At 67.8% G+C, this 22,487-nt stretch carries 20 protein-coding genes; 19 read left to right on the top strand and 1 reads right to left on the bottom strand.

Annotated features, from left to right (window positions below):
* Nucleotide 1: 1 nt before the first annotated feature.
* Nucleotides 2-778, bottom strand: coding sequence for a type I methionyl aminopeptidase (gene map, locus C1922_RS06800; RefSeq protein WP_108751509.1), 777 nt, complete (start codon nt 776-778; stop codon nt 2-4).
* 238 nt (nt 779-1,016) lie between these two features.
* Here map and C1922_RS06795 point away from each other — a divergent pair, with 238 nt between their 5' ends.
* The 19 genes from C1922_RS06795 (at nt 1,017) to C1922_RS06705 (ending at nt 22,345) form a co-directional block, all read left to right on the top strand.
* A complete protein-coding gene (locus tag C1922_RS06795) occupies nt 1,017-1,544 on the top strand; it encodes a spore coat U domain-containing protein (protein WP_108749071.1) in 528 nt (175 codons plus the stop codon).
* Nucleotides 1,545-1,557: 13 nt separating this feature from the next.
* A complete protein-coding gene (locus C1922_RS06790) occupies nt 1,558-2,295 on the top strand; it encodes a molecular chaperone (protein WP_108749070.1) in 738 nt (245 codons plus the stop codon).
* A 25-nt stretch (nt 2,296-2,320) separates the two neighbouring features.
* Nucleotides 2,321-4,651: a fimbria/pilus outer membrane usher protein gene (locus C1922_RS06785; protein WP_108751508.1), complete on the top strand. Its 2,331-nt coding sequence runs from the start codon at nt 2,321-2,323 to the stop codon at nt 4,649-4,651.
* Entirely contained in the window at nt 4,648-5,685 is a 1,038-nt protein-coding gene (locus C1922_RS06780; protein ID WP_108751507.1) for a spore coat U domain-containing protein, read from the top strand. Before C1922_RS06785 ends, C1922_RS06780 begins: the two co-directional genes overlap by 4 nt.
* Nucleotides 5,686-5,952: 267 nt before the next feature.
* Complete coding sequence (gene rpsB / locus C1922_RS06775) at nt 5,953-6,762, top strand: 30S ribosomal protein S2 (RefSeq protein WP_108749069.1); 810 nt, start codon at nt 5,953-5,955, stop codon at nt 6,760-6,762.
* A 126-nt stretch (nt 6,763-6,888) separates the two neighbouring features.
* Nucleotides 6,889-7,764, top strand: coding sequence for a translation elongation factor Ts (tsf, locus tag C1922_RS06770; RefSeq protein ID WP_108749068.1), 876 nt, complete (start codon nt 6,889-6,891; stop codon nt 7,762-7,764).
* Nucleotides 7,765-8,017: 253 nt separating this feature from the next.
* A complete protein-coding gene (locus C1922_RS06765) occupies nt 8,018-9,556 on the top strand; it encodes a GGDEF domain-containing protein (protein WP_108749067.1) in 1,539 nt (512 codons plus the stop codon).
* A gap of 120 nt (nt 9,557-9,676) precedes the next feature.
* Nucleotides 9,677-10,405 (top strand): UMP kinase, encoded by a 729-nt coding sequence (gene pyrH / locus C1922_RS06760; RefSeq protein WP_108749066.1) that lies wholly within the window; start codon nt 9,677-9,679, stop codon nt 10,403-10,405.
* Between the two features lie 97 nt (nt 10,406-10,502).
* A complete protein-coding gene (gene frr, locus C1922_RS06755) occupies nt 10,503-11,057 on the top strand; it encodes a ribosome recycling factor (RefSeq protein ID WP_108749065.1) in 555 nt (184 codons plus the stop codon).
* Nucleotides 11,058-11,062: 5 nt separating this feature from the next.
* Entirely contained in the window at nt 11,063-11,830 is a 768-nt protein-coding gene (gene uppS, locus C1922_RS06750) for a polyprenyl diphosphate synthase (RefSeq protein ID WP_108749064.1), read from the top strand.
* The gene (locus C1922_RS06745) at nt 11,827-12,672 is read left to right on the top strand and encodes a phosphatidate cytidylyltransferase (protein ID WP_108749063.1); all 846 of its coding nucleotides are present in this window, start codon (nt 11,827-11,829) and stop codon (nt 12,670-12,672) included. Before uppS ends, C1922_RS06745 begins: the two co-directional genes overlap by 4 nt.
* Nucleotides 12,673-12,674: 2 nt before the next feature.
* Nucleotides 12,675-13,865, top strand: a complete 1,191-nt coding sequence (gene dxr, locus C1922_RS06740) for a 1-deoxy-D-xylulose-5-phosphate reductoisomerase (protein WP_108749062.1) — start codon at nt 12,675-12,677, stop codon at nt 13,863-13,865.
* 54 nt (nt 13,866-13,919) lie between these two features.
* Nucleotides 13,920-15,278 (top strand): RIP metalloprotease RseP, encoded by a 1,359-nt coding sequence (gene rseP, locus C1922_RS06735; protein WP_108749061.1) that lies wholly within the window; start codon nt 13,920-13,922, stop codon nt 15,276-15,278.
* A gap of 74 nt (nt 15,279-15,352) precedes the next feature.
* Entirely contained in the window at nt 15,353-17,716 is a 2,364-nt protein-coding gene (gene bamA, locus C1922_RS06730) for an outer membrane protein assembly factor BamA (RefSeq protein ID WP_108749060.1), read from the top strand.
* Between the two features lie 425 nt (nt 17,717-18,141).
* A complete protein-coding gene (lpxD, locus tag C1922_RS06725) occupies nt 18,142-19,164 on the top strand; it encodes a UDP-3-O-(3-hydroxymyristoyl)glucosamine N-acyltransferase (RefSeq protein ID WP_108749059.1) in 1,023 nt (340 codons plus the stop codon).
* Complete coding sequence (gene fabZ / locus C1922_RS06720; RefSeq protein ID WP_108749058.1) at nt 19,161-19,616, top strand: 3-hydroxyacyl-ACP dehydratase FabZ; 456 nt, start codon at nt 19,161-19,163, stop codon at nt 19,614-19,616. The genes lpxD and fabZ overlap by 4 nt, the downstream gene beginning before the upstream one ends.
* Nucleotides 19,617-19,635: 19 nt before the next feature.
* On the top strand, nt 19,636-20,427 hold the full coding sequence (lpxA, locus tag C1922_RS06715; RefSeq protein ID WP_108749057.1) for an acyl-ACP--UDP-N-acetylglucosamine O-acyltransferase: 792 nt from the start codon (nt 19,636-19,638) through the stop codon (nt 20,425-20,427).
* Complete coding sequence (gene lpxB, locus C1922_RS06710) at nt 20,424-21,683, top strand: lipid-A-disaccharide synthase (RefSeq protein ID WP_108749056.1); 1,260 nt, start codon at nt 20,424-20,426, stop codon at nt 21,681-21,683. Before lpxA ends, lpxB begins: the two co-directional genes overlap by 4 nt.
* The gene (locus C1922_RS06705) at nt 21,680-22,345 is read left to right on the top strand and encodes a ribonuclease HII (protein ID WP_108749055.1); all 666 of its coding nucleotides are present in this window, start codon (nt 21,680-21,682) and stop codon (nt 22,343-22,345) included. The genes lpxB and C1922_RS06705 overlap by 4 nt, the downstream gene beginning before the upstream one ends.
* Nucleotides 22,346-22,487 lie beyond the last annotated feature (142 nt).

Raw genomic sequence — 22,487 nt, 5'->3', positions numbered from 1 at the left:
GTCAGGAGACCTGCGATTCGCCGGGCGACAGTGTCAGCACGTCCACGCCGGTCTCGGTGACCGCGATCATGTGCTCCCACTGCGCCGACAACTTGCGGTCCTTGGTCACCACGGTCCAGCCGTCCGGCAGCACCTTGTTGTAGCGGGTGCCCTCGTTGATCATCGGCTCGATGGTGAAGGTCATGCCCGGCTGCAGCACCAGGCCCTGGCCCGGGCGGCCGTAGTGCACCACCTGCGGTTCATCGTGGTAGACCTTGCCGATGCCATGGCCGCAGTACTCGCGCACCACGCTGAAACGCTCGCCTTCGGCATAGCTCTGGATGGCATGGCCGATATCGCCCAGGGTGGCCCCCGGACGCACGGCGCGGATGCCGCGCCACATGGCTTCGTAGGTGGCTTCCACCAGGCGGCGGGCCATCACCGACGGCGTACCGACGAAATACATGCGGCTGGTATCGCCGTGCCAGCCATCCTTGATGACGGTCACGTCGATGTTGATGATGTCGCCGTCCTTCAGCACCTTCCCTTCGCTGGGGATGCCGTGGCAGATGACATTGTTGACCGAGGTGCACACGGTCTTGGGGAAGCCGCGGTAGCCGACGTTGGCCGGAGTGGCGCCCTGCACGTTCACGATGTGGTCGTGGCAGATGCGGTCCAGTTCCTCGGTGGTGACACCGGGCTTGACGTGGGGGGTGACGATGTCGAGCACTTCGCTGGCCAAGCGGCCGGCGATGCGCATCATCTCGATTTCCTGCGGGGTTTTCAGATTCACGCTCATGGCACCCATTATCGCCGATCCAGCCGCAATCTGAACGAACGCCGGCCAACTGAGGGTGTGGCCAATGCACGGTTCCGGCAAGGAATGTGAAAGCGTGATGCGATTGGCCTTTTTCCACGCATTTTTCTCACGAAATACAGACACTTAGTGTTTTAACTCTGGGGACACTGACGTCAGCGCGGTGCCCCCGCACCGCTCTCGCCCTGTTCAACAGACCTTCGGGTCAGGGAGGTTGTCCATGCGATCCGCAGCCCGTTCCACCCTGCCATGGGCCTTGGCCCTGCTGCTGGCCGGCCCCGCCGCCGCCGCCGATACCACCACCTTCAACGTGACCCTGATCGTCACCAAGGCCTGCACCATCACGGCCGCCGCCGCCACCAACGTCGACTTCGGCACCGCCGCCTCCACCACGGCCACGCCGACCAACGGCCAGGGCACGGTCACCGCCCAGTGCTCGGCCTTGACCCCGTACACCATCTCGCTGAACGCCGGTGCCAATGCAGGCACCGCCAACGACGTCACCACCCGGCGCATGAAGAACACCGACGCCACGGTGACGACCAACAACTACGTGGGCTACCAGCTCTACCGCGATGCGGCCCACACGCTGGTGTGGGGTGCCACGTCCGGCACCAATACCCAGGCCGGCATCGGCACCGGCCTGGCCCAGCCGTACACGGTGTATGGCCAGATCGGCAACCTGAGCACCAACAACGCCTCTGCCGGTAACTACCTGGATACCGTCACCGCCACGATCACCTACTGACGGGGTGGTGCCGATGAACCCGATCCGCCCGTGGTGCGCCACCGGCGCGGCGCTGCTGCTCGCCCTTGCGCTGCTGGCGCCGGCCCGCGCCGCCACCAGCCTGCAGGTCGCCCCGACCACCCTGCAGCTGGATGCACGCCAACGCGCCGGCGAGCTGTGGCTGACCAACAGTGGCACTGCGCCGGTGAAACTGCAGGTGCGCGTGTTCCGCTGGGTGCAGCAGGACGGCCAGGAACAGCTGCTGCCCACCGAGGACCTGCTGGCCACCCCGCCCATGCAGGAACTGGCCGCCGGCCAACAGCAGCTGGTGCGGGTGATGCGCCCGGACAACCAGCCGCCGGACGCGCCGCAGTACTTCCGCCTGATCGTGGACGAAGTGCCGGACCTGGCCCGTCGTGCCAGCGGCATGCAGTTCGTCCTGCGCTACTCCATTCCGGTGTTCATCCAGCCGCCGTCGCCCGGTCGCCTGAAGCCGCAGCTGCAGGCAGGGCTGGTACGCCTGGACGACGGCCGCGACGGGGTGGAAGTGCGCAACAGCGGCACGGCCCATGCGCAGATCGCCGATCTTGCGCTGGGCAGCGCCGACCGTCCGCGCATCGTCCACCCGGGCCTGCTGGGCTATGTGCTGCCCGGGCAGGTGATGCGCTGGCCACTGGAACGCACGGCGATCGACCGCGACAACGACCAGATTTCGGCCAAGCTCAATGGCGCGCCCAAGCAGACGCCCCTGCCCCCCACACCGGCTCGCTGAGGCGCTGGTGAGCGCACTGCTGGGCATGGCACTGGTTCCCACGGCCGCCTCGGCCGCCGACGTGTCCGGTGTTTCCGCCGATGCCCTGCTGCCGCCGCCCACGCCGCTTACCGCGCAGCAGACCCTGTACCTGGCGGTGGTGCTGAACAGCACGCCGCGCGGCCTGCTGCCCTTCACCGAAACCGCCGGGCGCCTGCAGGCCAGCCCCGAGGTGCTGCGCCAGCTCGGCTTCAGCGCGCCCGGGCAGGCACCGGTCTTCCTGGACCAGATCAGCGGCGTGGTGGTGCGCTATGACGCCCAGCAGCAGACCCTGGCCCTGGACGTGCCGCTGGAACAGCTGACCCTGCCCACCACCGTGCTCAGCCGGCCGCAGGCGCGCCCCGACGTCAGCGCGGCCGCGCCGGGCGTGCTGCTGAACTACGACCTGTATGGCAGCCACGTGGATGGCCGCGGCAACCTGACCTTGACCTCGGAAACCCGGGTCTTCGGCATCGGTCGCGGCACGTTCGAGAACACTGCGGTGACCCGCCGCTACCAGCGCAGCGACGACCGCCGCTGGCACAGCGAAAGCGTGCGCCTGGACACCCGCTGGACCCTGGATTTCCCCGACCAGGCGCTGAGCCTGGAGGTGGGCGACTTCTACAGTGGCTTCGTCGACTGGTCCCGCCAGGTCCGCCTGGGCGGCCTGCAGATCGGCCGCAACTACGGCCTGCAGCCCTACCGCGTGCTCACCCCCACGCCGTCGTTCCTGGGCCAGGCCGTGGTGCCGTCGAGCGTTGAGCTGTACGTGGATGGCCTGCGCCAGTACAGCGGGCAGGTGCCGGTGGGGCCATTCCAGCTGGCGGCACAACCGGGCATCAGCGGCAACGGCAGCGCCCAGGTGGTGCTGACCGATGCATTCGGTCGGATGCAGACGCTGGATTTCAGCTTCTACGGCACCCAGCAGCTGCTGGCCAAGGGGCTGTCGGACTGGTCGCTGGGCGTGGGCCGGCTGCGCGAGAGCTTCGGCGAGGAATCCTTCGCCTACGACCACCGCACCGTGGCCAGTGCCAGCTGGCGCGGCGGTCTGAGCGACCGTTTCACCGGCGAGGCGCATGCCGAGGGCGGCGGCGGCCTTGCCCAGGCCGGCATGGGCGGCTGGTGGCAGATCGGCCGGCTGGGCGTGGTCAACGCCGCCTATGCGCGCAGCCGCTACCAGAGCCTGCGCGGTGGCCAATGGGCCGTGGGCTACAGCTGGAACAACCGGCGCTTCAACCTGAACCTGCGCAGCGTGCGCAGCCACGGCGATTACCGCGACCTGGGCGCGCTGCAGGGCAGCCTGCCGCCCAGCATCAGCGAACAGGCCACCGCCGGCATCGACCTGGTCCGGCTGGGCACGGTGAGCGCCAGCTACCTGCGGCTGCGCTACCCCGAGGGCGACGATAACCGCTACGCCAGCCTGTTCTGGTCGCGCAGCTGGAGCCCGCGCTGGTCGGCCTACCTGTCGCTGAACCAGAACCTGGACCGCAGCAACGACCGCAGCGTGTATCTGTCCCTGACCGCCACCCTGGGCAACAACCGCCAGGCCAGCCTGTCCACCCAGCGCAACGGCGGCGCGCAGGCCTGGGTGGCCGATATCACCCAGCCGGTGCCGGGCGACGGCAGCGCTGGCGGCATGGGCTGGCGCGCACAGCTGCGGCAGGGCGATGACGGCCTGGGCGGCTTGGCCGAAGTGGGCGTGCTCAACAGCGTCGGCCGCTACGCGCTGGGCGCCTCGCGCCAGAGCGGGCTGAATTTCGCCTACGGCAGTGCCAGCGGCAGCGTGGTCTGGATGGATGGCCACAGCTTCGCCACCCGCGAGGTGGCCGACGCGTTTGCAGTGGTCAGCACCAATGGCGTGGGCGGGGTGCCGGTGCGGCTGGAAAACCGCCTGATCGGGGTGACCGACGACCGTGGGCTGTTGCTGGTCAGCCCACTGCTGTCGTGGCAGCGCAACCGGGTGTCGATCGATACGCTGGATCTGCCGCAGGACATGCGCGCCGACCGCATTGAAGACTGGGTGACGCCGCCACAGGGTGCCGGCACCGGGGTCACCTTCAACCTGCGCGCGCGCGCCTCCCTGCGGCTGACCCTGCAGGATGCCGCCGGGCAGCCGCTGGACGTTGGCAGCGAAGTGCAGCTGCCGGACGGGCGCCAGGCTACGGTGGGCTACGACGGCCTGCTGTACCTGGAAGCCGTGGCCGCCGGCAGCGTGCTGCAGGTCATCACCAACGAGGGCGCGTGCAGCGTGCGGATACCCGATCGGCCCAACGTGCAGGCCGCCGGCGCCACGCCGCGTCCCACGCCGTTGCGCTGCCTGCCGGGCGCGACGCCATGAAGGGGCTGCTGGCACTGCTGCTGATGGTCGCCAGCCTGTCCCTGGCCACGCCGGCGTGGGCCACTGCCACCTGTACCGCCACGGCCAACCCCACCCTGCCCTTCAACAACGTCAACAGCGGCGCTGCCGCGCCCAGCACCGGCACGCTCAACATCACCGTGAACTGCACCACCGCCGCGCTGAGCCTGCTGGCCACCACCGGGGTGCGGGTCTGCGTGGGCATCGGCGCCGGCAGTGGCGGCGGCACCCCGGCCAGCGGGCGCACCATGACCACCAGCAGCGGCGACAGCCTGAACTTCCAGATCTACAACAACGCCAGCTACAGCCAGGCCACCGGCCTGCTGCCGCGTGGCACGCCGCCGGCGCAGGAACTGACCATGACCTACAACGTGCCCCTGCTGACCGGCGGCAGCGGCGCGCAGACCACCCAGCTGTTCGCGCAGATACCGGCCAACCAGACCCTGGCCTCGGGCAACTACAGCAGCAGTTTCAGTGGTGCCAACGTGGTGCTGACCTGGGCCTGGAATGAAGTGCTGCTGGGCAACGCCACGGTGCCGGCCACCTGCAATGGCGGCGCCACCGGCACCAACAGTGCCAGCGCTGCGTTCAGCTTCACTGCCACGGCCACGGTGCTGCCGCAGTGCGGCAGCTATGTCACCACGGCCATGAACTTCGGCAACGTCACCGGCAGCATCGCCGCCAACATCGACCAGACCGCGCGGCTGACCCTGACCTGCCTGAAGAACACTGCCTACCAGGTGAGCCTGGACAACGGCCAGAACAACCCCACCGGCACCAGTACCCGGCGCATGCGCACCACCGTGGCCGGCACCAGCTACTATCTGGGCTACGAGCTGTACCGCGATGCCGGCCGCAGCCAGCGCTGGGGCAACACCCTCACCGTGGATACGGTGGGCGGCGTCGGCACCGGCGCGGCCCAGCAGCTGACCATCTACGGGCGGGTGCCGCCGGTGGCGGGCCAGCCGCCGGCCGGCACCTACAGCGATGTGATCAACGTGACCATCACTTACTGATCCCGCCCGGCCGGGCCATTTGCCCAGCGCCCCGGGATCTGGCTATAATCCTCCGGATGCCCTGCCGCCCCGTGCGCGGGACACCGTCCACACCGGACGTCACCGGTGAATCCACACCTGCTGCCCCCATCCGTGCCGGGGTGCTCCGCAAGGAGTTCGGCCACGGAGGCAACAGGGAAGCCCAACCCCGGAACCGATCGCGTTTCCACGCGTCCCGCACACTATTACCGCGGGCGGAAATGCAGGTTCCCCATCAGGAGTATTGCAATGCCCCAGGTCACCATGCGTCAGATGCTGGAAGCCGGCGTCCACTTCGGCCACCAGACCCGCTACTGGAACCCCAAGATGGCTCCGTACATCTTCGGCGCCCGCGGCAAGATCCACATCATCAACCTGGAAAAGACCGTCCCGCTGTTCAACGACGCGATGAACTTCATCTCGTCGGTGGCCCAGAAGCGCGGCACCGTCCTGTTCCTGGGCACCAAGCGCAGCGCCCGCGAAACCATCCGTGAAGAAGCCGAGCGTTGCGGCATGCCGTTCATGAACCAGCGTTGGCTGGGCGGCACCCTGACCAACTTCCGTACCGTCAAGCAGTCGGTTGCCCGCCTGAAGGAGCTGGAAGCCGGTGAAACCGACGGCACCTTCGAGAAGCTGGTCAAGCACGAAGTGCTGGGCCTGCGTCGCGAGCGCGACAAGCTGGAAGCCTCGCTGGGCGGCATCAAGGACATGAACCGTCTGCCGGACGCCATCTTCGTGATCGACATCGGCCACGAAGACATCGCGATCAAGGAAGCCAAGAAGCTGGGCATCCCGGTCATCGCCGTGGTCGACACCAACTACAACCCGGAACTGGTGGACTACGCCATCCCGGGCAACGACGACGCCATCCGCGCTGTGCAGCTGTACGCCCGCGCCGCTGCCGACGCCGTGCTGGAAGGCAAGGCTGCTGCTCCGCACGCTGCTTCGGTGCGTGAAGAAGAGTTCGCCGACGCCGCTGCTGCCGAAGGCGAAGACAAGGCCGCCCGCCGCGCTCCGGCGAAGAAGGCTGCCAAGAAGGGCGACGACGCCCAGGCCTGATCCAGGCCCCGGGGTGGACCCCCGGCGTCCACCCTCCCTGCGCGCAGCCCTTGGCGCGTGACAGGACCGTGTCACACGGGCCGGCCACCATGCCGGCCCAACCCCTTTCTTTCGTGAGGAAATCCCGTGGAAATCACTGCTTCCCTGGTCAAGGAACTGCGCGAGCGCACCGGCGCCGGCATGATGGAATGCAAGAAGGCGCTGACCGAAGCCGGCGGCGACATCGACGCCGCTGCTGAAGCCCTGCGCAAGTCCGGCGCTGCCAAGGCTGACAAGAAGGCTGACCGCGTGGCTGCCGAAGGTCGCCTGGGCCTGGCCCAGGACGGCGGCAAGGCCGTGCTGGTCGAAGTCAACTCGGAAACCGACTTCGTCGCCAACGACGTCAACTTCAAGAACTTCGTCGACTCCGTCGCCGCTGCCGCCCTGGCCGCTGGCGCCACCGACGTCGAAGCCGTGAAGGCTGCCAAGCTGGCCGACGGCCGCACCGTGGAAGAAGCCCGCGCCACCGCCGTGCAGACCCTGGGTGAGAACATCCAGATCCGCCGCCTGGTGAAGGTCGACACCACCGGCAACATCGGTGCCTACGTGCACACCAACGGCAAGGTCGGCGTGCTGGTCGACCTGATCGGCGGCGACGTCGAGCTGGCCCGTGGCCTGGCCATGCACGTGGCTGCGCTGAAGCCGCCGCACAACAAGGCTGCCGATGTTCCGGCCGACTTCGTTGAGAAGGAAAAGGAAATCGAACTGGCGAAGATGTCCGAGAAGGACAAGTCCAAGCCGGCCGACATCCTGGAAAAGATCATCAGCGGCAAGATCAACAAGATCGTCAGCGAAGTGACCCTGTACGGCCAGACCTACGTGCTGGGCGAAACCACCGTCGAGCAGGTGGTCAAGGCCGCCGGCGCCGACGTGGCGGGCTTCCAGCTGCTGATCGTGGGCGAAGGCATCGAGAAGGTGGTGGAAGACTACGCCGCCGAAGTTGCCAAGGCCATGCAGGTCTGATTCCAGCCCACCGGCTGTGAGCTGACCAGAAGGAGCCGCGGGAAACCGCGGCTCTTTTTTTATGCCTGTGGCCCCGGTGGCACCGTGGCTGCGCACCGTCGGCGCGCATTCAAACGCCAGATACCTTTGCGTTGTTTGCGATTCAAGCCGATACTCGGCACAGGGGAATTCGCAGTCACATAGCAGGAACGAAAAGCGCAAACTGTGATGCATTCCTAAGTATTCTTGTCCTAATGGAATTTGACGATCCGACATGCCTCCTGAGCTGACTGCTGCCCTGGCGCTGTGCCGCAACCTGCCCTCGCCCCCCGGTATTGCCCTGCGCATCATCGAACTGGCGCAGGACCCGGAAGCGGACATCGCCACCGCCGCCGACATCATCGCCATCGACATGGCGCTGAGTGCTCGCATGCTGCGCATTGCCAACTCTCCCCTGTACGCCAGCCGCCGCCGCATCGAGAACCTCGGCCAGGCGCTGACCATGCTGGGGTTGAACGCCACCATCAGCCTGGCGCTGGGCTTCACCGTCACCCAGGGCCTGACCGCCGGCGGCGGCGCCGACCACGACCTGCGCCAGCGCGCCTGGAAGCGCAGCATCCTCAGCGCCCTGGCCGCCAGCCAACTGGGCCAGGCCCGCGGCCTGCGCCGGCTGGAAGAGCTGATGCTGGCCGGCCTGTTGCAGGACATGGGCGTGCTGTGCCTGGCCCAGGCCGAATCCGAGCGCTACCTGCCGCTGCTGCGCGAAGCGCAGGACAACCCCGATCTGGTGGCACGCGAGCGCCAGGCACTGGGCTGCAGCCATGCCGACGTGGGCGCGTGGGTGGCCGAGGAATGGGGCCTGCCGCGCTACCTGGTGGACAGCATCCGCCACAGCGAAGATGCCGAAGCGGCGACCACCCCGTTCCAGGCCTGCGTGCAGCTGTCTGGTGCGGTTGCCGATATCTGGCTGGACAGCGATGCCGACGCCGCGCGCGAACGCGCCCTGCACCAGGTGCACGACCAGCTGCAGCTGGACAGCGCCCGCTTCGACCAGGTGCTGGCGCGCATGAGTGACGCCCTGCCCGACATCGCCAGCCTGTTCGAAACCGGGCTGAGCTCGCCGCAGCGCGTGCGCGAACTGATCGACCACGCACAGGAACTGACCACGTTGCGCAACCTGCGCGAAATGCAGGATGCCGAACAGGCGCGCCGCCGCGCCGACGAGTTCGAGGCCCGGGCCAAGCGCCTGGCCGACCAGGCGCACCGCGATGCGCTGACCGGCGTGCTCAACCGCCGCCAGCTGGAAGCCGTGCTCGAGCAGGAATTCCTGCGCGCCGGGCGCCACGGTTGGCCGCTGTCGGTGGCCTTCATCGACCTGGATGACTTCAAGAAGATCAACGACGCCCACGGCCACCTGACCGGCGACGAAGTGCTGCGTGCCTTCGCCGCCAAGCTGCAGGGCCAGCTGCGCAACAGCGACACGGTCGCCCGCTTCGGCGGCGAGGAATTCGTGGCCCTGCTGCCCAACACCAGCGAAGCGATGGCCCTGGACGTGATCCGCCGGGTGCTGGCGAACATCGTGGCCACCCCGATGACCGAAGCCGAAAGCGGGCCCCTGTTCGTGACCTTCTCCGCCGGCGTGGCCACCCAGGGCGGCTACGAGCGCTTTGCCACCGTGCAGGACCTGCTGCGCGCGGCCGATGACGTGCTGTACCGCTCCAAGAACCTGGGCCGCAACCGGGTCATCGCCCGCTCGCCCGGCGAACTGGGGCATGATGAGCTGTCGGCGACTGCGGGCCTCGAGCTTGGCTGAATGGATCCCCTGGCCCGGGCCGGGGGATCACGCCAAATCGCGCCGCAGCGCACAAAACGCTTTGGCCGCGCGCTGCATGCGCGTAGAATCGCCCGCGATTTCCACGCACCCGAGGTCCTCATGTCCAAGCTCGCCTATCGCCGCATCCTTCTGAAACTGTCCGGGGAGGCGCTGATGGGAGATGAGGACTACGGCATCGACCCGAAGATCATCAACCGCCTGGCCCGTGAAGTGATCGAGGCCCAGCAGGCCGGTGCCGAAGTGGCCCTGGTGATCGGCGGCGGCAACATCTTCCGTGGCGCCGGCCTGGCCGCAGGCGGCATGGACCGGGTCACCGGCGACCAGATGGGCATGCTGGCCACGGTCATCAACGCCCTGGCCATGCAGGACGCGCTGGAAAAGCTGGGCGCCAAGGCCCGCGTGATGAGCGCCATCAAGATCAACGACGTGTGCGAGGACTACATCCGCCGCCGCGCCATCCGCCACCTGGAAAAGGGTCGCCTGGTGATCTTCGCTGCCGGCGTCGGCAGCCCGTTCTTCACCACCGATTCGGGTGCCGCCCTGCGCGCCATCGAAATCGGCGCCGACCTGCTGCTGAAGGCGACCAAGGTCGATGGCGTGTACGACAAGGACCCGAACAAGTACAGCGACGCGGTGCGCTTTGACAGCCTGAGCTACGACGAAGTGATCCGTCGCGGCCTGGAAGTGATGGATACCGCCGCCTTTGCCCTGGCCCGCGACAGCGACCTGCCGATGCGCGTGTTCGACATGGGCCAGCCCGGCGAACTGCTGAAGATCCTCAACGGCGCCAACATCGGCACCCTGGTGCAGGGCCGCGACCCGGCCTGAGCCTGAGCGGCAACCGGGCCCCGGGCCGATCCAGGCCCGGCAGCGTCCCGTATTCGCCTATAATCGCCCGATTCCAGTTACATCCAGGACCCGGGCGATGCTCAACGACATCAAGAACAACGCGCAGACGCGCATGGCCAAGAGCATCGACGCTCTGAAGCACACCCTCACCTCCATCCGCACCGGCCGCGCCACGCCGGCCCTGCTGGACCGCGTGACGGTCAATGCCTACGGCAATGCCAGCACCCCGCTGAACCAGGTCGCGTCCATTTCCAATGCCGACGCCCACTCCCTGCTGGTCACGCCCTTCGACAAGAGCATGATCAAGGAGATCGAGAAGGGCCTGTACAACGCCGAGTTCACCCCGAACACCCTGGGCACCGCGATCCGCATCAACATGCCGCCGCCGACCGAAGAGCGTCGCAAGGAACTGGCCAAGCAGGTGCAGAAGGAAGGCGAAGGCGCCAAGATCGCCATCCGCAACATCCGCCAGGATGCGAACAAGGAAATCGCCAAGCTGGTCAAGGACAAGGCGATCAGCGAAGACGAGAAGAAGCGCGGCGAAGACGACATCCAGAAGCTGACCGACAGCAACATCAAGGATGTCGACAAAGTCGTGGCCGACAAGGAAAAGGAACTGCTGTCGGTCTGAAGTCGATGCCTTCAGTCCCGCCACCTCTGCCGGCCGCCCTGCCCCGCCACGTTGCCATCATCATGGATGGCAACGGGCGCTGGGCACAGCAGCGCCGTCGTCCGCGCGTCATCGGCCACCGTGCCGGCGCCCGCGCGGTCAACCGCACCATCGAGCGCTGCCTTGAACTGGGCATTCCGGCGCTGACCCTGTTCGCGTTTTCCAGCGAGAACTGGGGCCGGCCGCAGGACGAAGTCGATGCCCTGATGAAGCTCTTCCTCGGCGCGCTTGATCGCGAAGTGGACGAGCTGCATCGGCGCGGCGTGCGCGTGCGCTTCATCGGCGAACGCGAGCGCTTCGGCGCCGGGCTGGTCAGCCGCATGCAGCTGGCCGAACAGCGCACCGCCGACAACACCACCCTGACCCTGTCCATCGCCGCCAGCTACGGCGGGCGCCAGGACATCGCCCGTGCCGCCCGCGCACTGGCGGTGGAAGTGGCCGCCGGCCGCCTGTTGCCCGAGCAGATCGACGAAGCGCTGCTGGGCCGCCAGGTCGCCCTGGCCGACCTGCCGCCGCCGGATCTGTTCATCCGTACCGGTGGCGACACCCGGATCAGCAATTTCCTGCTGTGGCAGCTGGCGTATACCGAGCTGTGGTTCACCGAAGCGCTGTGGCCGGATTTCGACGCCGCCCTGCTGCAACAGGCGCTGGACGCCTATGCCAGCCGTGAGCGCCGCTTCGGCCTGACCAGCGCCCAGATCGCCGCCATGGCCACCGAGACGTCCAACCCATGACCAAGACCCGAGTCCTCGCCGCGCTGATCATGGCGCCGGTCGCCATCGCCGCGATCCTGCTGCTGCCCACGCAGTGGCTGGCCGCCGCCGCGGCCGCCGTGTTCCTTGTCGGCCTGTGGGAATGGCTGAAGCTGGCCGACGTGGAAGACACCCTGGCCCGCACCGTGCTGCTGGTGCTGAACCTGCTGCTGATGGTGCTGCTGGTCTGGGCCGATGCCGGCAGCCTGGTGCTGTACCAGATCGCCACCCTGGTGGGCGTGGGCTGGTGGCTGTGCGCCCTGCTGTGGCTGCGCTTCTACCAGTTCGGCGCGCAGCCGGGCAGCCCGGCCCGCATCCTGAAGCTGCTGGCCGGCACCCTGGCCATCGTGCCGTCGTGGGCGGCGCTGGTGCTCATCCACGCCGGTGGCGATGTTGACTCCACGCGCAGCGGCAACGGCCATCTGTGGCTGTTCGCCGCGCTGGCCCTGGTCTGGGCCGCCGATTCCGGTGCGTACTTCGCCGGCCGCCGCTTCGGCAAGCACAAGCTGGCCCCGCGCATCAGCCCCAACAAGACCTGGGAAGGCCTGCTGGGCGGGCTGGTGGCCGGCGTGGCCGTCGCCGTCGGCCTGGGCCTGCTGGCCGGGATCGACACCGCGCACCTGCCGGGCCTGCTGGTCACGGCGGTGGTGGCTGTGTTCGCCTCGGTGCTGGGCGATCTGTATGAAAGCCTGATCAAGCGCCACGCCGGTGCCAAGGATTCGGGCCACCTCATTCCGGGCCACGGCGGCGTGCTGGACCGCATCGACGGCGTGCTGGCCGCCCTGCCGGTGTTCGCGCTGGGCAAGGAAATCTTCGGGTTCTGACCATGGACGTTGCTGCACACCCCCGCCGGGTCGCCGTGTTCGGCGCCACCGGCTCCATCGGCGCCTCCACGCTGGACGTGATCGCCCGCCACCCGCAGCAGTACCAGGCCACTGTGCTGGCCGCCGGCCGCCAGGTAGAGGCGCTGCTGGCGCTGTGCCGGGTGCACCGCCCGGCGCACGCGGTCATTGCCGATGAGACCCTGTTCGCGCCGCTGCGCGACGGCCTGCGCGAGGCCGGCCTGGCCACCGAGGCGCACGCCGGTGCCGCTGCCCTGGACCAGCTGGCCGCCAGCGACGCCTGCGATACCGTGGTGGCCGCCATTGTCGGCGCCGCCGGGCTGTCCTCGACCTTGGCCGCGGCTGCCGCCGGCAAGCGCATCCTGCTGGCCAACAAGGAATCGCTGGTGCTGGCCGGCGAACTGCTGACCCGCACCGCCGAGCAGGCCGGCGCGGAAATCATCCCCATCGACAGCGAACACAGCGCCATCTTCCAGTGCCTGCGCTCGCGCGATGCCAGCCTGGACGGCGCCGGCGTGCGCCGCATCCTGCTGACCGCCTCGGGCGGCCCGTTCCGTGGCCGCAGCCGCGCCGAGCTGGCCCAGGTCACCCCGGCCCAGGCCGTAGCGCACCCGAAGTGGTCGATGGGCCCGAAGATCTCGGTCGATTCGGCCACCTTGATGAACAAGGGCCTGGAAGTGATCGAGGCCCACCACCTGTTCGCCGTGCCGGGCGAGCGCATCGAGGTGCTGGTGCACCCGCAGAGCCTGGTGCATTCGCTGGTCGAATTCGTCGACGGCTCAACCCTGGCCCAGCTGGGCCTGCCGGACATGCGCACCACCCTGGCCGTGGGCCTGGGCTGGCCGCAGCGCATCGAATCGGGCGTGGGCGGGCTGGATCTGCTGGCCCAGGGCCGGCTGGATTTCGAGGCCCCCGATACCGAAGCCTTCCCCTGCCTGGCTCTGGCCTGGCAGGCCATGCAGGCCGGCGGCACCGCCCCGGCAGTGCTGAACGCCGCCAACGAAGAGGCGGTTTCAGCGTTTCTTCAGGGCCGGATCGGTTTCCTGACCATTCCGGCGCTGGTTGCTAACGCTCTTTCAACACTGCCCAGCGAGCCAGCCGATACACTGGAGGGCCTGTTGTCCGCCGACCAGCGGGCACGCCAGCTCACCCTGAACGCCATCGCCGCAGCCTGAACGCCTCGACGAACCGCATGACGCTTCCGAACTTGTCCGCCACTGTGAGCCTGCATGACTGACTTCATCGGATCGGTCTGGTGGATGATTGTCAGCCTCGGGCTGCTGGTCACCTTCCACGAGTTCGGCCACTACTGGGTGGGCCGGATGTGCGGGGTGAAGGTGCTGCGCTTCTCGGTCGGCTTCGGGCGGCCGCTGTGGTCGCGCCGCGACAGGCACGGCACCGAATTCGCCATCGCCGCCCTGCCGCTGGGCGGCTACGTGAAGTTCCTGGACGAGCGCGAGGTGGAAGTGCACCCGCACGAGCGCGGCCAGGCCTTCAACCACAAGACCGTATGGCAGCGCATCGCCATCGTCGCCGCCGGTCCCGCCGCCAACCTGCTGCTGTGCATCCTGCTGCTATGGGCGATGTTCGTGATCGGCAAGCAGGACTATTCGGCCACCCTGGGCCGCGCCACCGGCATGGCTGCCACCGCAGGGCTGGTCAGCGGCGACCGCCTGCTGCGCGTGGATGACCGCAGCGTGGTCACCCTGGGCGAGGCCAGCATGGCGCTGACCGCCGCTGCGATGGACCGCCGCGACGTGACGCTGGAGGTGGTCGACCTGGCCGACCAGGTGCAGACCCGCACCCTGCCGCTGTCGCAGCTGCCAGCCGGTTTCGACGAACGCCGCGTGCCACTGCTGGCCGGCCTGCACTGGCAGGCGTGGATGCAGCCGGCGCTGGTGGACAGCCTGACCGCCGATTCGGCCGTGGCCGGGCAGCTGCAGGCCGGCGACCTGATCGTGGCCATCGACGGCCAGCGCATCGACAGCGCCGAACAGGTCAGCCCGGAAATCCAGGCGCTGGGTCGCCATGGCGGCCCGGGCATGATTGAAGTCCTGCGCGGTGGCGAGCGCTTGGCACTGGAAGTCACCCCGCGCCAGGGCAAGGACGGCAAGGGCCAGCCGCAGTGGCAGATCGGCGTGGGCTTCGCCAGCACCTACAGCCCGCCCTACGACACCCTGATGCGCTATGGCCCGCTGGATGCGGTGACCGCCGCGGTGCGCGAAACCGGCCGCCTGGGTGCCGATTCGCTGGCCATGATGGCCCGCATCGTCACCGGCAAGGCCTCGCTGCAGAACGTTTCCGGGCCGGTCACCATCGCCCGCGTGGCCAACATCTCGGCCAAGCGCGGCTTCGATTGGTTCCTGCAGTTCCTGGCGCTGCTGTCGCTCAGCCTGTGCATCATCAACCTGCTGCCCATTCCCATCTTGGACGGCGGGCACCTGCTGTATTACCTTATTGAGTTGGTCAAGGGCAGCCCGCTGAGCGAGCGTGCCATCGCCGCCGGACAGTACATCGGTCTGGCGCTGCTGGCCGGGCTGATGGGACTGGCGTTCTACAACGACATCCTCGGCCTGGTCCCGCGATGAACTTTTCCACGTTGTTGCCGTCTACAGCGTCGGCATCCCGCACCAATGAAATCGACCTTCCTACCGGACGTGACATGACGCGACTCCCCAATCGCCGCCTGCTGGCCCTCGCCCTCGCCGCCGTCACCGGCGCCCCCGTGCTGGCCCAGGCTGCCGAGCCCTTCACTGTCAGCGACATCCGCGTCGACGGCCTGCAGCGCATCAGCTCGGGCACGGTGTTCACCTACCTGCCGGTGGAACGCGGCGAGACGGTGACCGACAGCAAGATCGGCGACACCATCCGCGCCCTGTACAAGACCGGCTTCTTCGAGGACGTGCAGCTGGACCGCCAGGGCAGCATCCTGGTGGTGACCGTGAAGGAACGCCCGGCGATCAACAAGCTGACCGTCACCGGCAACAAGGACATCAAGAGCGACCAGCTGTTGAAGGGCCTGTCCGACATCGGCCTGACCGAAGGCGGCACCTTCGACCGCCTGAGCCTGGACCGCGTGACCCAGGAACTTCGTCGCCAGTACAACGACCGCGGCAAGTACAACGTGGAAATCACCCCGACGGTGAGCCCGCTGGACCGCAACCGCGTGGACATCGCCATCGCCATCAAGGAAGGCAAGGCGGCCAAGATCCGCCACGTCAACCTGGTCGGTACCGAAAAGTACGATGCCCGCGACATCCTGGAAATCTGGGAATCGAAGGAGCACAACTGGGCCTCGTGGTACCGCCGCGATGACCAGTACTCCAAGGAAAAACTGTCCGGCGACCTGGAAAAGCTCAATTCCTGGTACCTGGACCGTGGCTACGTCGATTTCAGCATCGACTCCACCCAGGTCTCGATCAGCCCGGACAAGCGCGACATGTTCGTGACGGCCGGCGTGACCGAGGGCAACCAGTACAAGATCTCCGACATCAAGGTCAGCGGCGACACCATCCTGCCGCAGGAAGATGTCGAGCGCATGGTCGTGCAGAAGGCCGGCGATACGTTCTCGCGCGCCCTGCTGGAGTTCAGCTCCGACTCGATCACCAACTCGCTGTCCAACATCGGTTACGCGTTCGCCAAGGTGAACCCGATCCCGACCACCAACCGCGCCGAGCAGACCGTGGCGGTGAACATGCAGGTCGTGCCGGGCCCGCGCGTGTCGGTGCGCCGCATCATCTTCAAGGGCAACACCCGCACCTCCGACGAAGTGATGCGTCGCGAAATGCGCCAGTTCGAGAACACCTGGTATTCGCAGGCCGCCATCGACCGTTCCAAGATCCGCCTGCAGCGCCTGGGCTACTTTGAATCGGTGGACGTGGAAACCCCGGCGGTCAGCGGCAGCAACGACCAGGTGGACGTGGTCTACAACGTGAAGGAAACCACGTCGGGCAGCTTCGTGTTCGGCCTGGGCTATTCGCAGTCCTACGGCATGACCACCTCGGTGCAGCTGTCGCAGAACAACTTCCTGGGCGGCGGCAACCGCGTGTCGGTGGAAGCTTCGCGCAGCAGCTACCTGCAGCGTTACGGCTTCAGCTACACCAACCCGTACTTCACCGATGACGGCGTGTCGCTGGGCTACAACCTGTCCTGGCGCGAACTGGACTACTCCGACTTCAACACCGCGCAGTACAACAGCACCAACGGTGCCGCGCAGGTGGTGTTCGGCGTGCCGCTCACCGAGACCGACACCGTCTCGCTGATGTTCGGCATCGACAGCAACCAGATCACCACCTACACCGGCACCACCCCGCAGTCGATCGTTGACTACATCAACGTGATGGGCAGCAAGACCTTCCATGCCTGGCGCACGGAACTGGGCTGGGCCCGCGATTCGCGCAACGACTACTTCATGCCGACCCGCGGTACCTACCAGCGCGTGGGCCTGGAAACCACCCTGCCCGGCTCGACCGTCGAGTACTTCAAGCTGAACTACCAGATCAGCAAGTACTGGCCGATCATTCCGTCGCTGGTCATCAACACCCGCGCCGAAATCGGCTATGGCGACAGCTATGGCAAGGACAAGACCGCCATCGTGCCGGATGCCGAAGGCAACATGCGCGAAGTGACCGCATCGGGCCTGCCGTTCTACGAGAACTTCTACGCCGGCGGCACCAACTCGGTGCGCGGCTTCGAAGACAACACCCTGGGCCCGCGCGAAGTGACCCTGAGCTACCCCGACGGCCAGCCGCTGGGTGGTTCGCTGAAGACCGTCGGTTCGATCGAAGCCTACTTCCCGCGCCTGTTCGACAGCCCGTCGGCACGCGTGTCGGCCTTCGTCGACTTCGGCAACGTCTACAACGGCGTGGACAACTTCAAGGCCAACGAGCTGCGCGTGTCCACCGGTGTGGCCCTGCTGTGGCGCGCCCCGGTCGGCCCGATCTCGATCAGCTACGCGTTCCCGCTGAAGAAGGAAGACGGCGACGAAATCGAACGCCTGCAGTTCACCTTCGGCGGGCAGTTCTGACGAACCGCGTGGCGGTTCGCCAGAACTGCCCCCGCATTCCACCTATCTCCCGCGCCGCTGGCGCGCCCCCCTTAACAGAAGGGGGGCGCGCCACCAGACGGGTTACGAAGCGCCGGGCTCTGCCCGGCGTTTTCGCTTGTGGGGACAGCGCGCACGCTGCGGGCGAGCTGCTTTTGATTTTTTCTGTCTTTCCGTGGCTGGCACTCGCGCCAGACTGTCGGGGGTCGGACGGGTGGGACCGGCGGGGGTGTGAGCCGCATGGATGCGGCGACCAAGGCTACATGGAGGTACTTGCGCCGCCCCCCGCTGGCCCCACCCGTCCGACCCTGCCACGGAGCCTTGTGCGACAGCCCACGAGGGCCCCTGGCGTTGGCCGCAGAACCGCCCCGCATGACTGGATTGGCGTCACACGGTAAACTCCCGCCGTGAATACTCCTACCTACACCGCCCAGCAACTCGCCGATCAGTTCGGCCTGCAGGTCCATGGCGACCCCGCCACCGCCATCCATGGCGTGGCCACCCTCGCCCATGCCGGTGCCGGCCAGCTGACCTTCCTTGCCAATCCGCGCTACCGCGCCCAGCTGGCCGACAGCCACGCCTCGCTGGTCGTGCTGCGTGCCGACGATGCCGAGGCCGCCCCCGGCGCGGCACTGATCGCCAAGGATCCCTACACCACCTTCGCCAAGATCGCCGCGCTGTTCGACAGCGCGCCGCTGCGCGAGCCCGGCATCCACCCCAGCGCGGTCATCGACCCGCAGGCGCAGGTGGCTGCCAGCGCCCACATCGGCCCGTTCGTCACCATCGGCGCACGCAGCGTGGTGGGCGAGAACTGCATCGTCGGCGCCGGCAGCATCATCGGCGAAGACTGCAGCCTGGACAGCGGCTGTGAACTGATTGCCCGGGTCACCCTGGTCACCCGGGTGAAGCTGGGCAAGCGCGTGCGCATCCACCCCGGCGCCGTGCTGGGCGCCGATGGCTTCGGCCTGGCCATGGATGCCGGCAAGTGGATCAAGGTGCCGCAGCTGGGCGGCGTGCGTATCGGCGATGACTGCGAGATCGGCGCCAATACCTGCGTCGACCGTGGCGCGCTGGAAGACACCGTGCTGGCCGAAGACGTGCGCCTGGACAACCTGGTGCAGATCGCCCACAACGTGCAGATCGGCGCGCACTCGGCCATCGCCGGCTGCACCGGCATTGCCGGCAGCGCCAAGATCGGCCGCTACTGCCTGCTTGGCGGCGCTGTCGGCGTGGTCGGCCACCTGGAAATCTGCGACAAGGTCGTGATCACCGGCAAATCGGTGGTCCGCAACTCCATTACCGAACCGGGCGAATACTCGTCCGGCACCCCCCTCACCGACAACCGCACGTGGCGCAAGAACGCCGCGCGCTTCAAGCAGCTTGATGCACTGGCCCGCCGCATCCTGTCTGTAAGCAAGGAGAAAGAATGAGCCAGACCCAGACCCTGCCGGACATGACGCAGATCCAGGCCCTGCTGCCGCACCGCTACCCGTTCCTGCTGGTGGACAAGGTGCTGTCGATCGACTACGAAAAGCGCACCATCGTGGCGACCAAGAACGTCAGCATCAACGAGCCGTTCTTCCAGGGCCACTTCCCCAACCAGCCGATCATGCCGGGCGTGCTGATCATCGAAGCCATGGCCCAGGCCGGTGGCGTGCTGACCCAGCTCACTCTGGGCCGCGATTCGCAGTCTAAGCTGTTCTACATGGTGAAGGTGGACAAGGCCCGCTTCACCAAGCAGGTGGTGCCGGGCGACGTGCTGGAAATGCACGTGGAGATCAAGCGCGTGATCCGCAACATGGCCGTGTACGACTGCGTGGCCAAGGTCGATGGCGAAGTGGTCGCCTGCGCCGAGGTGCTGTGCGCCGGCACCCGCGAATAACCCTGGCCGGAGGAGCTAGATGAGCGACAACGCCCCCCTGATCCATCCCACCGCCGTGATCGATCCCTCGGCGCGCCTGGCCGACGATGTGCGCGTGGGTGCGTTCACCCTCATCGGCGCCGATGTCGAAATCGGCGCCGGCACCGAGATCGGTCCGCACTGCAGCGTGCACGGCCCGACCCGGATCGGCCGCGACAACCGTTTCATCGGCCACGTGGCCGTGGGCGGCGAACCGCAGGACAAGAAGTTCAGCGGCGAACGCACCGAACTGGTGATCGGCGACCGCAACGTGTTCCGCGAGTTCGTGACCCTGAACCGCGGCACCGGCGGCGGCGGTGGCATCACCACCATCGGCAACGACAACTGGATGCTGGCCTACACGCACGTGGCGCATGACTGCCACGTCGGCAATTTCTGCGTGTTTTCCAACAACACCACCCTGGCCGGCCACGTGACCGTGGGCGACTACGTGATCATCAGCGGCTTCGCCGGTGCGCACCAGTTCTGCCGTATCGGCGCGCATGCCTTCCTGGGCATGGGTGCGCTGACCAATGGCGATGTGCCGCCGTTCACCATGGTCGGCACCGATTCGCTGGGCCGCCCGCGCGGCATCAACAGCGAAGGCCTGAAGCGCCGCGGCTTCGATGCCGGCCGCATCACCGCCATCAAGCGTGCCTACCGTACGCTGTACGTGGCGGGCCTGCCGCTGGCCGAGGCCAAGCAGCAGCTGGCCGAACAGGCACAGGGCAGCGACGACGTGAAGGCCATGCTGGACTTCATCGAGCATGCCGAGAGGCCCCTGCTGCGATGAGCAGCACGACCGGCCAGGCGCCGGCCGGCGCCGACGTGATCCCGCTGGCCTCGATGGCCGGCAGCGTGCCTGCACAGCGGGTGCTCAGCGAGCGCCCGTTGCGCATCGCGCTGGTGGCCGGTGAGGCTTCCGGCGACCTGCTCGGTGCCGGTCTGGTGCGCGAGCTGAAGGCGCGCTTCCCGCATGCCGAATTCGCCGGCATCGGCGGCGATGCCATGCGCAACGCCGGCTGCCAGACCTGGCACGATGCCAGCGAACTGGCGGTGATGGGCCTGACCGAAGTGCTGCGCCACCTGCCGCGCCTGCTGAAGCTGCGCTCGGCCTTCCGCCAGCGTGCGCTGGAATGGCAGCCGGACGTGTTCATCGGCATCGACGCGCCCGACTTCAACCTGGGCATCGAGCGCTGGCTGAAGCAGCGTGGCGTGCCCACCGTGCATTACGTCAGCCCCTCGGTCTGGGCCTGGCGCGAGAAGCGTGCCGAAAAGATCGGCAGCAGCGCCGACCTGGTGCTGTGCCTGTTCCCGATGGAACCGCCCATCTATGCCCGGCATGGCATCGACGCGCGCTTCGTCGGCCACCCGATGGCCGACGATATTCCGCTGCACGGCGATCGCGATGCGGCGCGTGCAGAGCTGGGCCTGCCGGCCTCGGCCAAGGTGCTGGCGGTATTGCCTGGCAGCCGCCTGGGCGAGATCTCGCGCCTGGGCGAGCCGTTCTTCGAAGCCGCCTGGCAGGTCTCCGAACGCATTCCGGGCCTGCACGTGGTGGTGCCCGCCGCCAATGCGGCCTGCCGCCGTCTGATCGAAGAGCAGCTGTCCCGCTCGGCGCTGCCGGTGGCCTATTCGCATGTGCTCGATGGCCAGGCGCGTGCGGCGATGATCGCCGCCGACGTCGTGGTGCTGGCCTCGGGCACGGCCACCCTGGAAGCGATGCTGGTGAAGCGGCCGATGGTGGTCGGTTACCGGGTGAACGAACTGACCTATCGCCTGGTGAAGGCGCTGGGCCTGATCAAGGTGGATCGTTTCGCCCTGCCCAACATCCTGGCCGGGCAGGACCTGGCACCGGAGCTGATGCAGCACGACTGCACGCCCGACGCGCTGGCGGCGGCCGTGCAGCAATGGTTCGACCACCCGCAGCGGGTGGCCGACCTGCAGGATACCTATGCCCGCCTGCATGAACGCCTGCGCCGCAATGCCTCGGCCCGGGCGGCCGACGCGGTGGGCGAGCTGCTGCTGCGCAAGCTGGAAGCCGCATGAGCCGCCGTGCGGCCGCTGCGGCCAGTCTGGCGCTGTTCGACGGCGCGGCGGTGGTCGAGCCCGAACGCCTGGTGGCCGGCGTGGACGAGGCCGGCCGCGGCCCGTTGGCCGGCCCGGTGGCGGTCGCGGCGGTGGTGTTCGACCCGTCGCGCCCGCGCATCAACGGCCTGGACGATTCCAAGCAGTTGACCGCCGCGCGCCGCGACCAGCTGTACGACCGCATCATGGAACGGGCACTGGCCTGGCACGTGGTGCTGGTGGATGTGCAGGCCATTGATCGGCTGAACATCTACCAGGCCACCCTGCAGGGCATGCGCGATGTGGTGGCCGCAGTGGCCCACGTGGCCGGCTTCGCCCGCATCGATGGCAACGTCGTGCCCAAGGGCCTGCTGCTGCCGGCACAGGCGCTGGTGGGCGGCGATGGCATCGACCGCGCCATCATGGCCGCTTCGATCCTGGCCAAGGTCTCGCGCGACCGCTACATGCAGGATCTGCATGCGCGCCATCCTGAATATGGCTTCGACCAGCACAAGGGCTACGGCACCCCGGCGCATCTGGCCGCGCTGCGTGCGCACGGCCCCTGCGCCGAGCACCGGCGCAGTTTCGCCCCGGTGCGTGACTGCCTGGAATCCGCGCCGCCGGCCAGCGCCGCGATTGCCTGAACATCGCACGCAACCCGTCTGGAGCAGAGTCCCCCTGAGTCAGGGGGACGCGCCAACGGCGCGGGGGTCTGGGAGCGTGGTAAGACGGGGCCCGCGTTTCGCGTGCGAACCGTGGGGGGCGATAGCGCGAATGCGCTATCCC

It is taken from the genome of Stenotrophomonas sp. ZAC14D2_NAIMI4_7 (assembly GCF_003086675.1).
Classification (GTDB): Bacteria; Pseudomonadota; Gammaproteobacteria; order Xanthomonadales; family Xanthomonadaceae; genus Stenotrophomonas.
The sequence above is the reverse complement of the archived record's forward strand: the minus strand, read 5'-3'. Positions and strand labels throughout refer to the sequence as shown.

Excerpts from the sequence above, each read along its gene's own strand:
- map (WP_108751509.1), bottom strand. The coding sequence starts at position 778 with ATGAGCGTGAATCTGAAAACCCCGCAGGAAATCGAGATGATGCGCATC.
- C1922_RS06795 (WP_108749071.1), top strand. The coding sequence starts at position 1,017 with ATGCGATCCGCAGCCCGTTCCACCCTGCCATGGGCCTTGGCCCTGCTG.
- C1922_RS06790 (WP_108749070.1), top strand. The coding sequence starts at position 1,558 with ATGAACCCGATCCGCCCGTGGTGCGCCACCGGCGCGGCGCTGCTGCTC.
- C1922_RS06785 (WP_108751508.1), top strand. The coding sequence starts at position 2,321 with ATGGCACTGGTTCCCACGGCCGCCTCGGCCGCCGACGTGTCCGGTGTT.
- C1922_RS06780 (WP_108751507.1), top strand. The coding sequence starts at position 4,648 with ATGAAGGGGCTGCTGGCACTGCTGCTGATGGTCGCCAGCCTGTCCCTG.
- rpsB (WP_108749069.1), top strand. The coding sequence starts at position 5,953 with ATGCCCCAGGTCACCATGCGTCAGATGCTGGAAGCCGGCGTCCACTTC.
- C1922_RS06765 (WP_108749067.1), top strand. The coding sequence starts at position 8,018 with ATGCCTCCTGAGCTGACTGCTGCCCTGGCGCTGTGCCGCAACCTGCCC.
- pyrH (WP_108749066.1), top strand. The coding sequence starts at position 9,677 with ATGTCCAAGCTCGCCTATCGCCGCATCCTTCTGAAACTGTCCGGGGAG.
- frr (WP_108749065.1), top strand. The coding sequence starts at position 10,503 with ATGCTCAACGACATCAAGAACAACGCGCAGACGCGCATGGCCAAGAGC.
- uppS (WP_108749064.1), top strand. The coding sequence starts at position 11,063 with ATGCCTTCAGTCCCGCCACCTCTGCCGGCCGCCCTGCCCCGCCACGTT.
- C1922_RS06745 (WP_108749063.1), top strand. The coding sequence starts at position 11,827 with ATGACCAAGACCCGAGTCCTCGCCGCGCTGATCATGGCGCCGGTCGCC.
- dxr (WP_108749062.1), top strand. The coding sequence starts at position 12,675 with ATGGACGTTGCTGCACACCCCCGCCGGGTCGCCGTGTTCGGCGCCACC.
- rseP (WP_108749061.1), top strand. The coding sequence starts at position 13,920 with ATGACTGACTTCATCGGATCGGTCTGGTGGATGATTGTCAGCCTCGGG.
- bamA (WP_108749060.1), top strand. The coding sequence starts at position 15,353 with ATGACGCGACTCCCCAATCGCCGCCTGCTGGCCCTCGCCCTCGCCGCC.
- fabZ (WP_108749058.1), top strand. The coding sequence starts at position 19,161 with ATGAGCCAGACCCAGACCCTGCCGGACATGACGCAGATCCAGGCCCTG.
- lpxA (WP_108749057.1), top strand. The coding sequence starts at position 19,636 with ATGAGCGACAACGCCCCCCTGATCCATCCCACCGCCGTGATCGATCCC.
- lpxB (WP_108749056.1), top strand. The coding sequence starts at position 20,424 with ATGAGCAGCACGACCGGCCAGGCGCCGGCCGGCGCCGACGTGATCCCG.
- C1922_RS06705 (WP_108749055.1), top strand. The coding sequence starts at position 21,680 with ATGAGCCGCCGTGCGGCCGCTGCGGCCAGTCTGGCGCTGTTCGACGGC.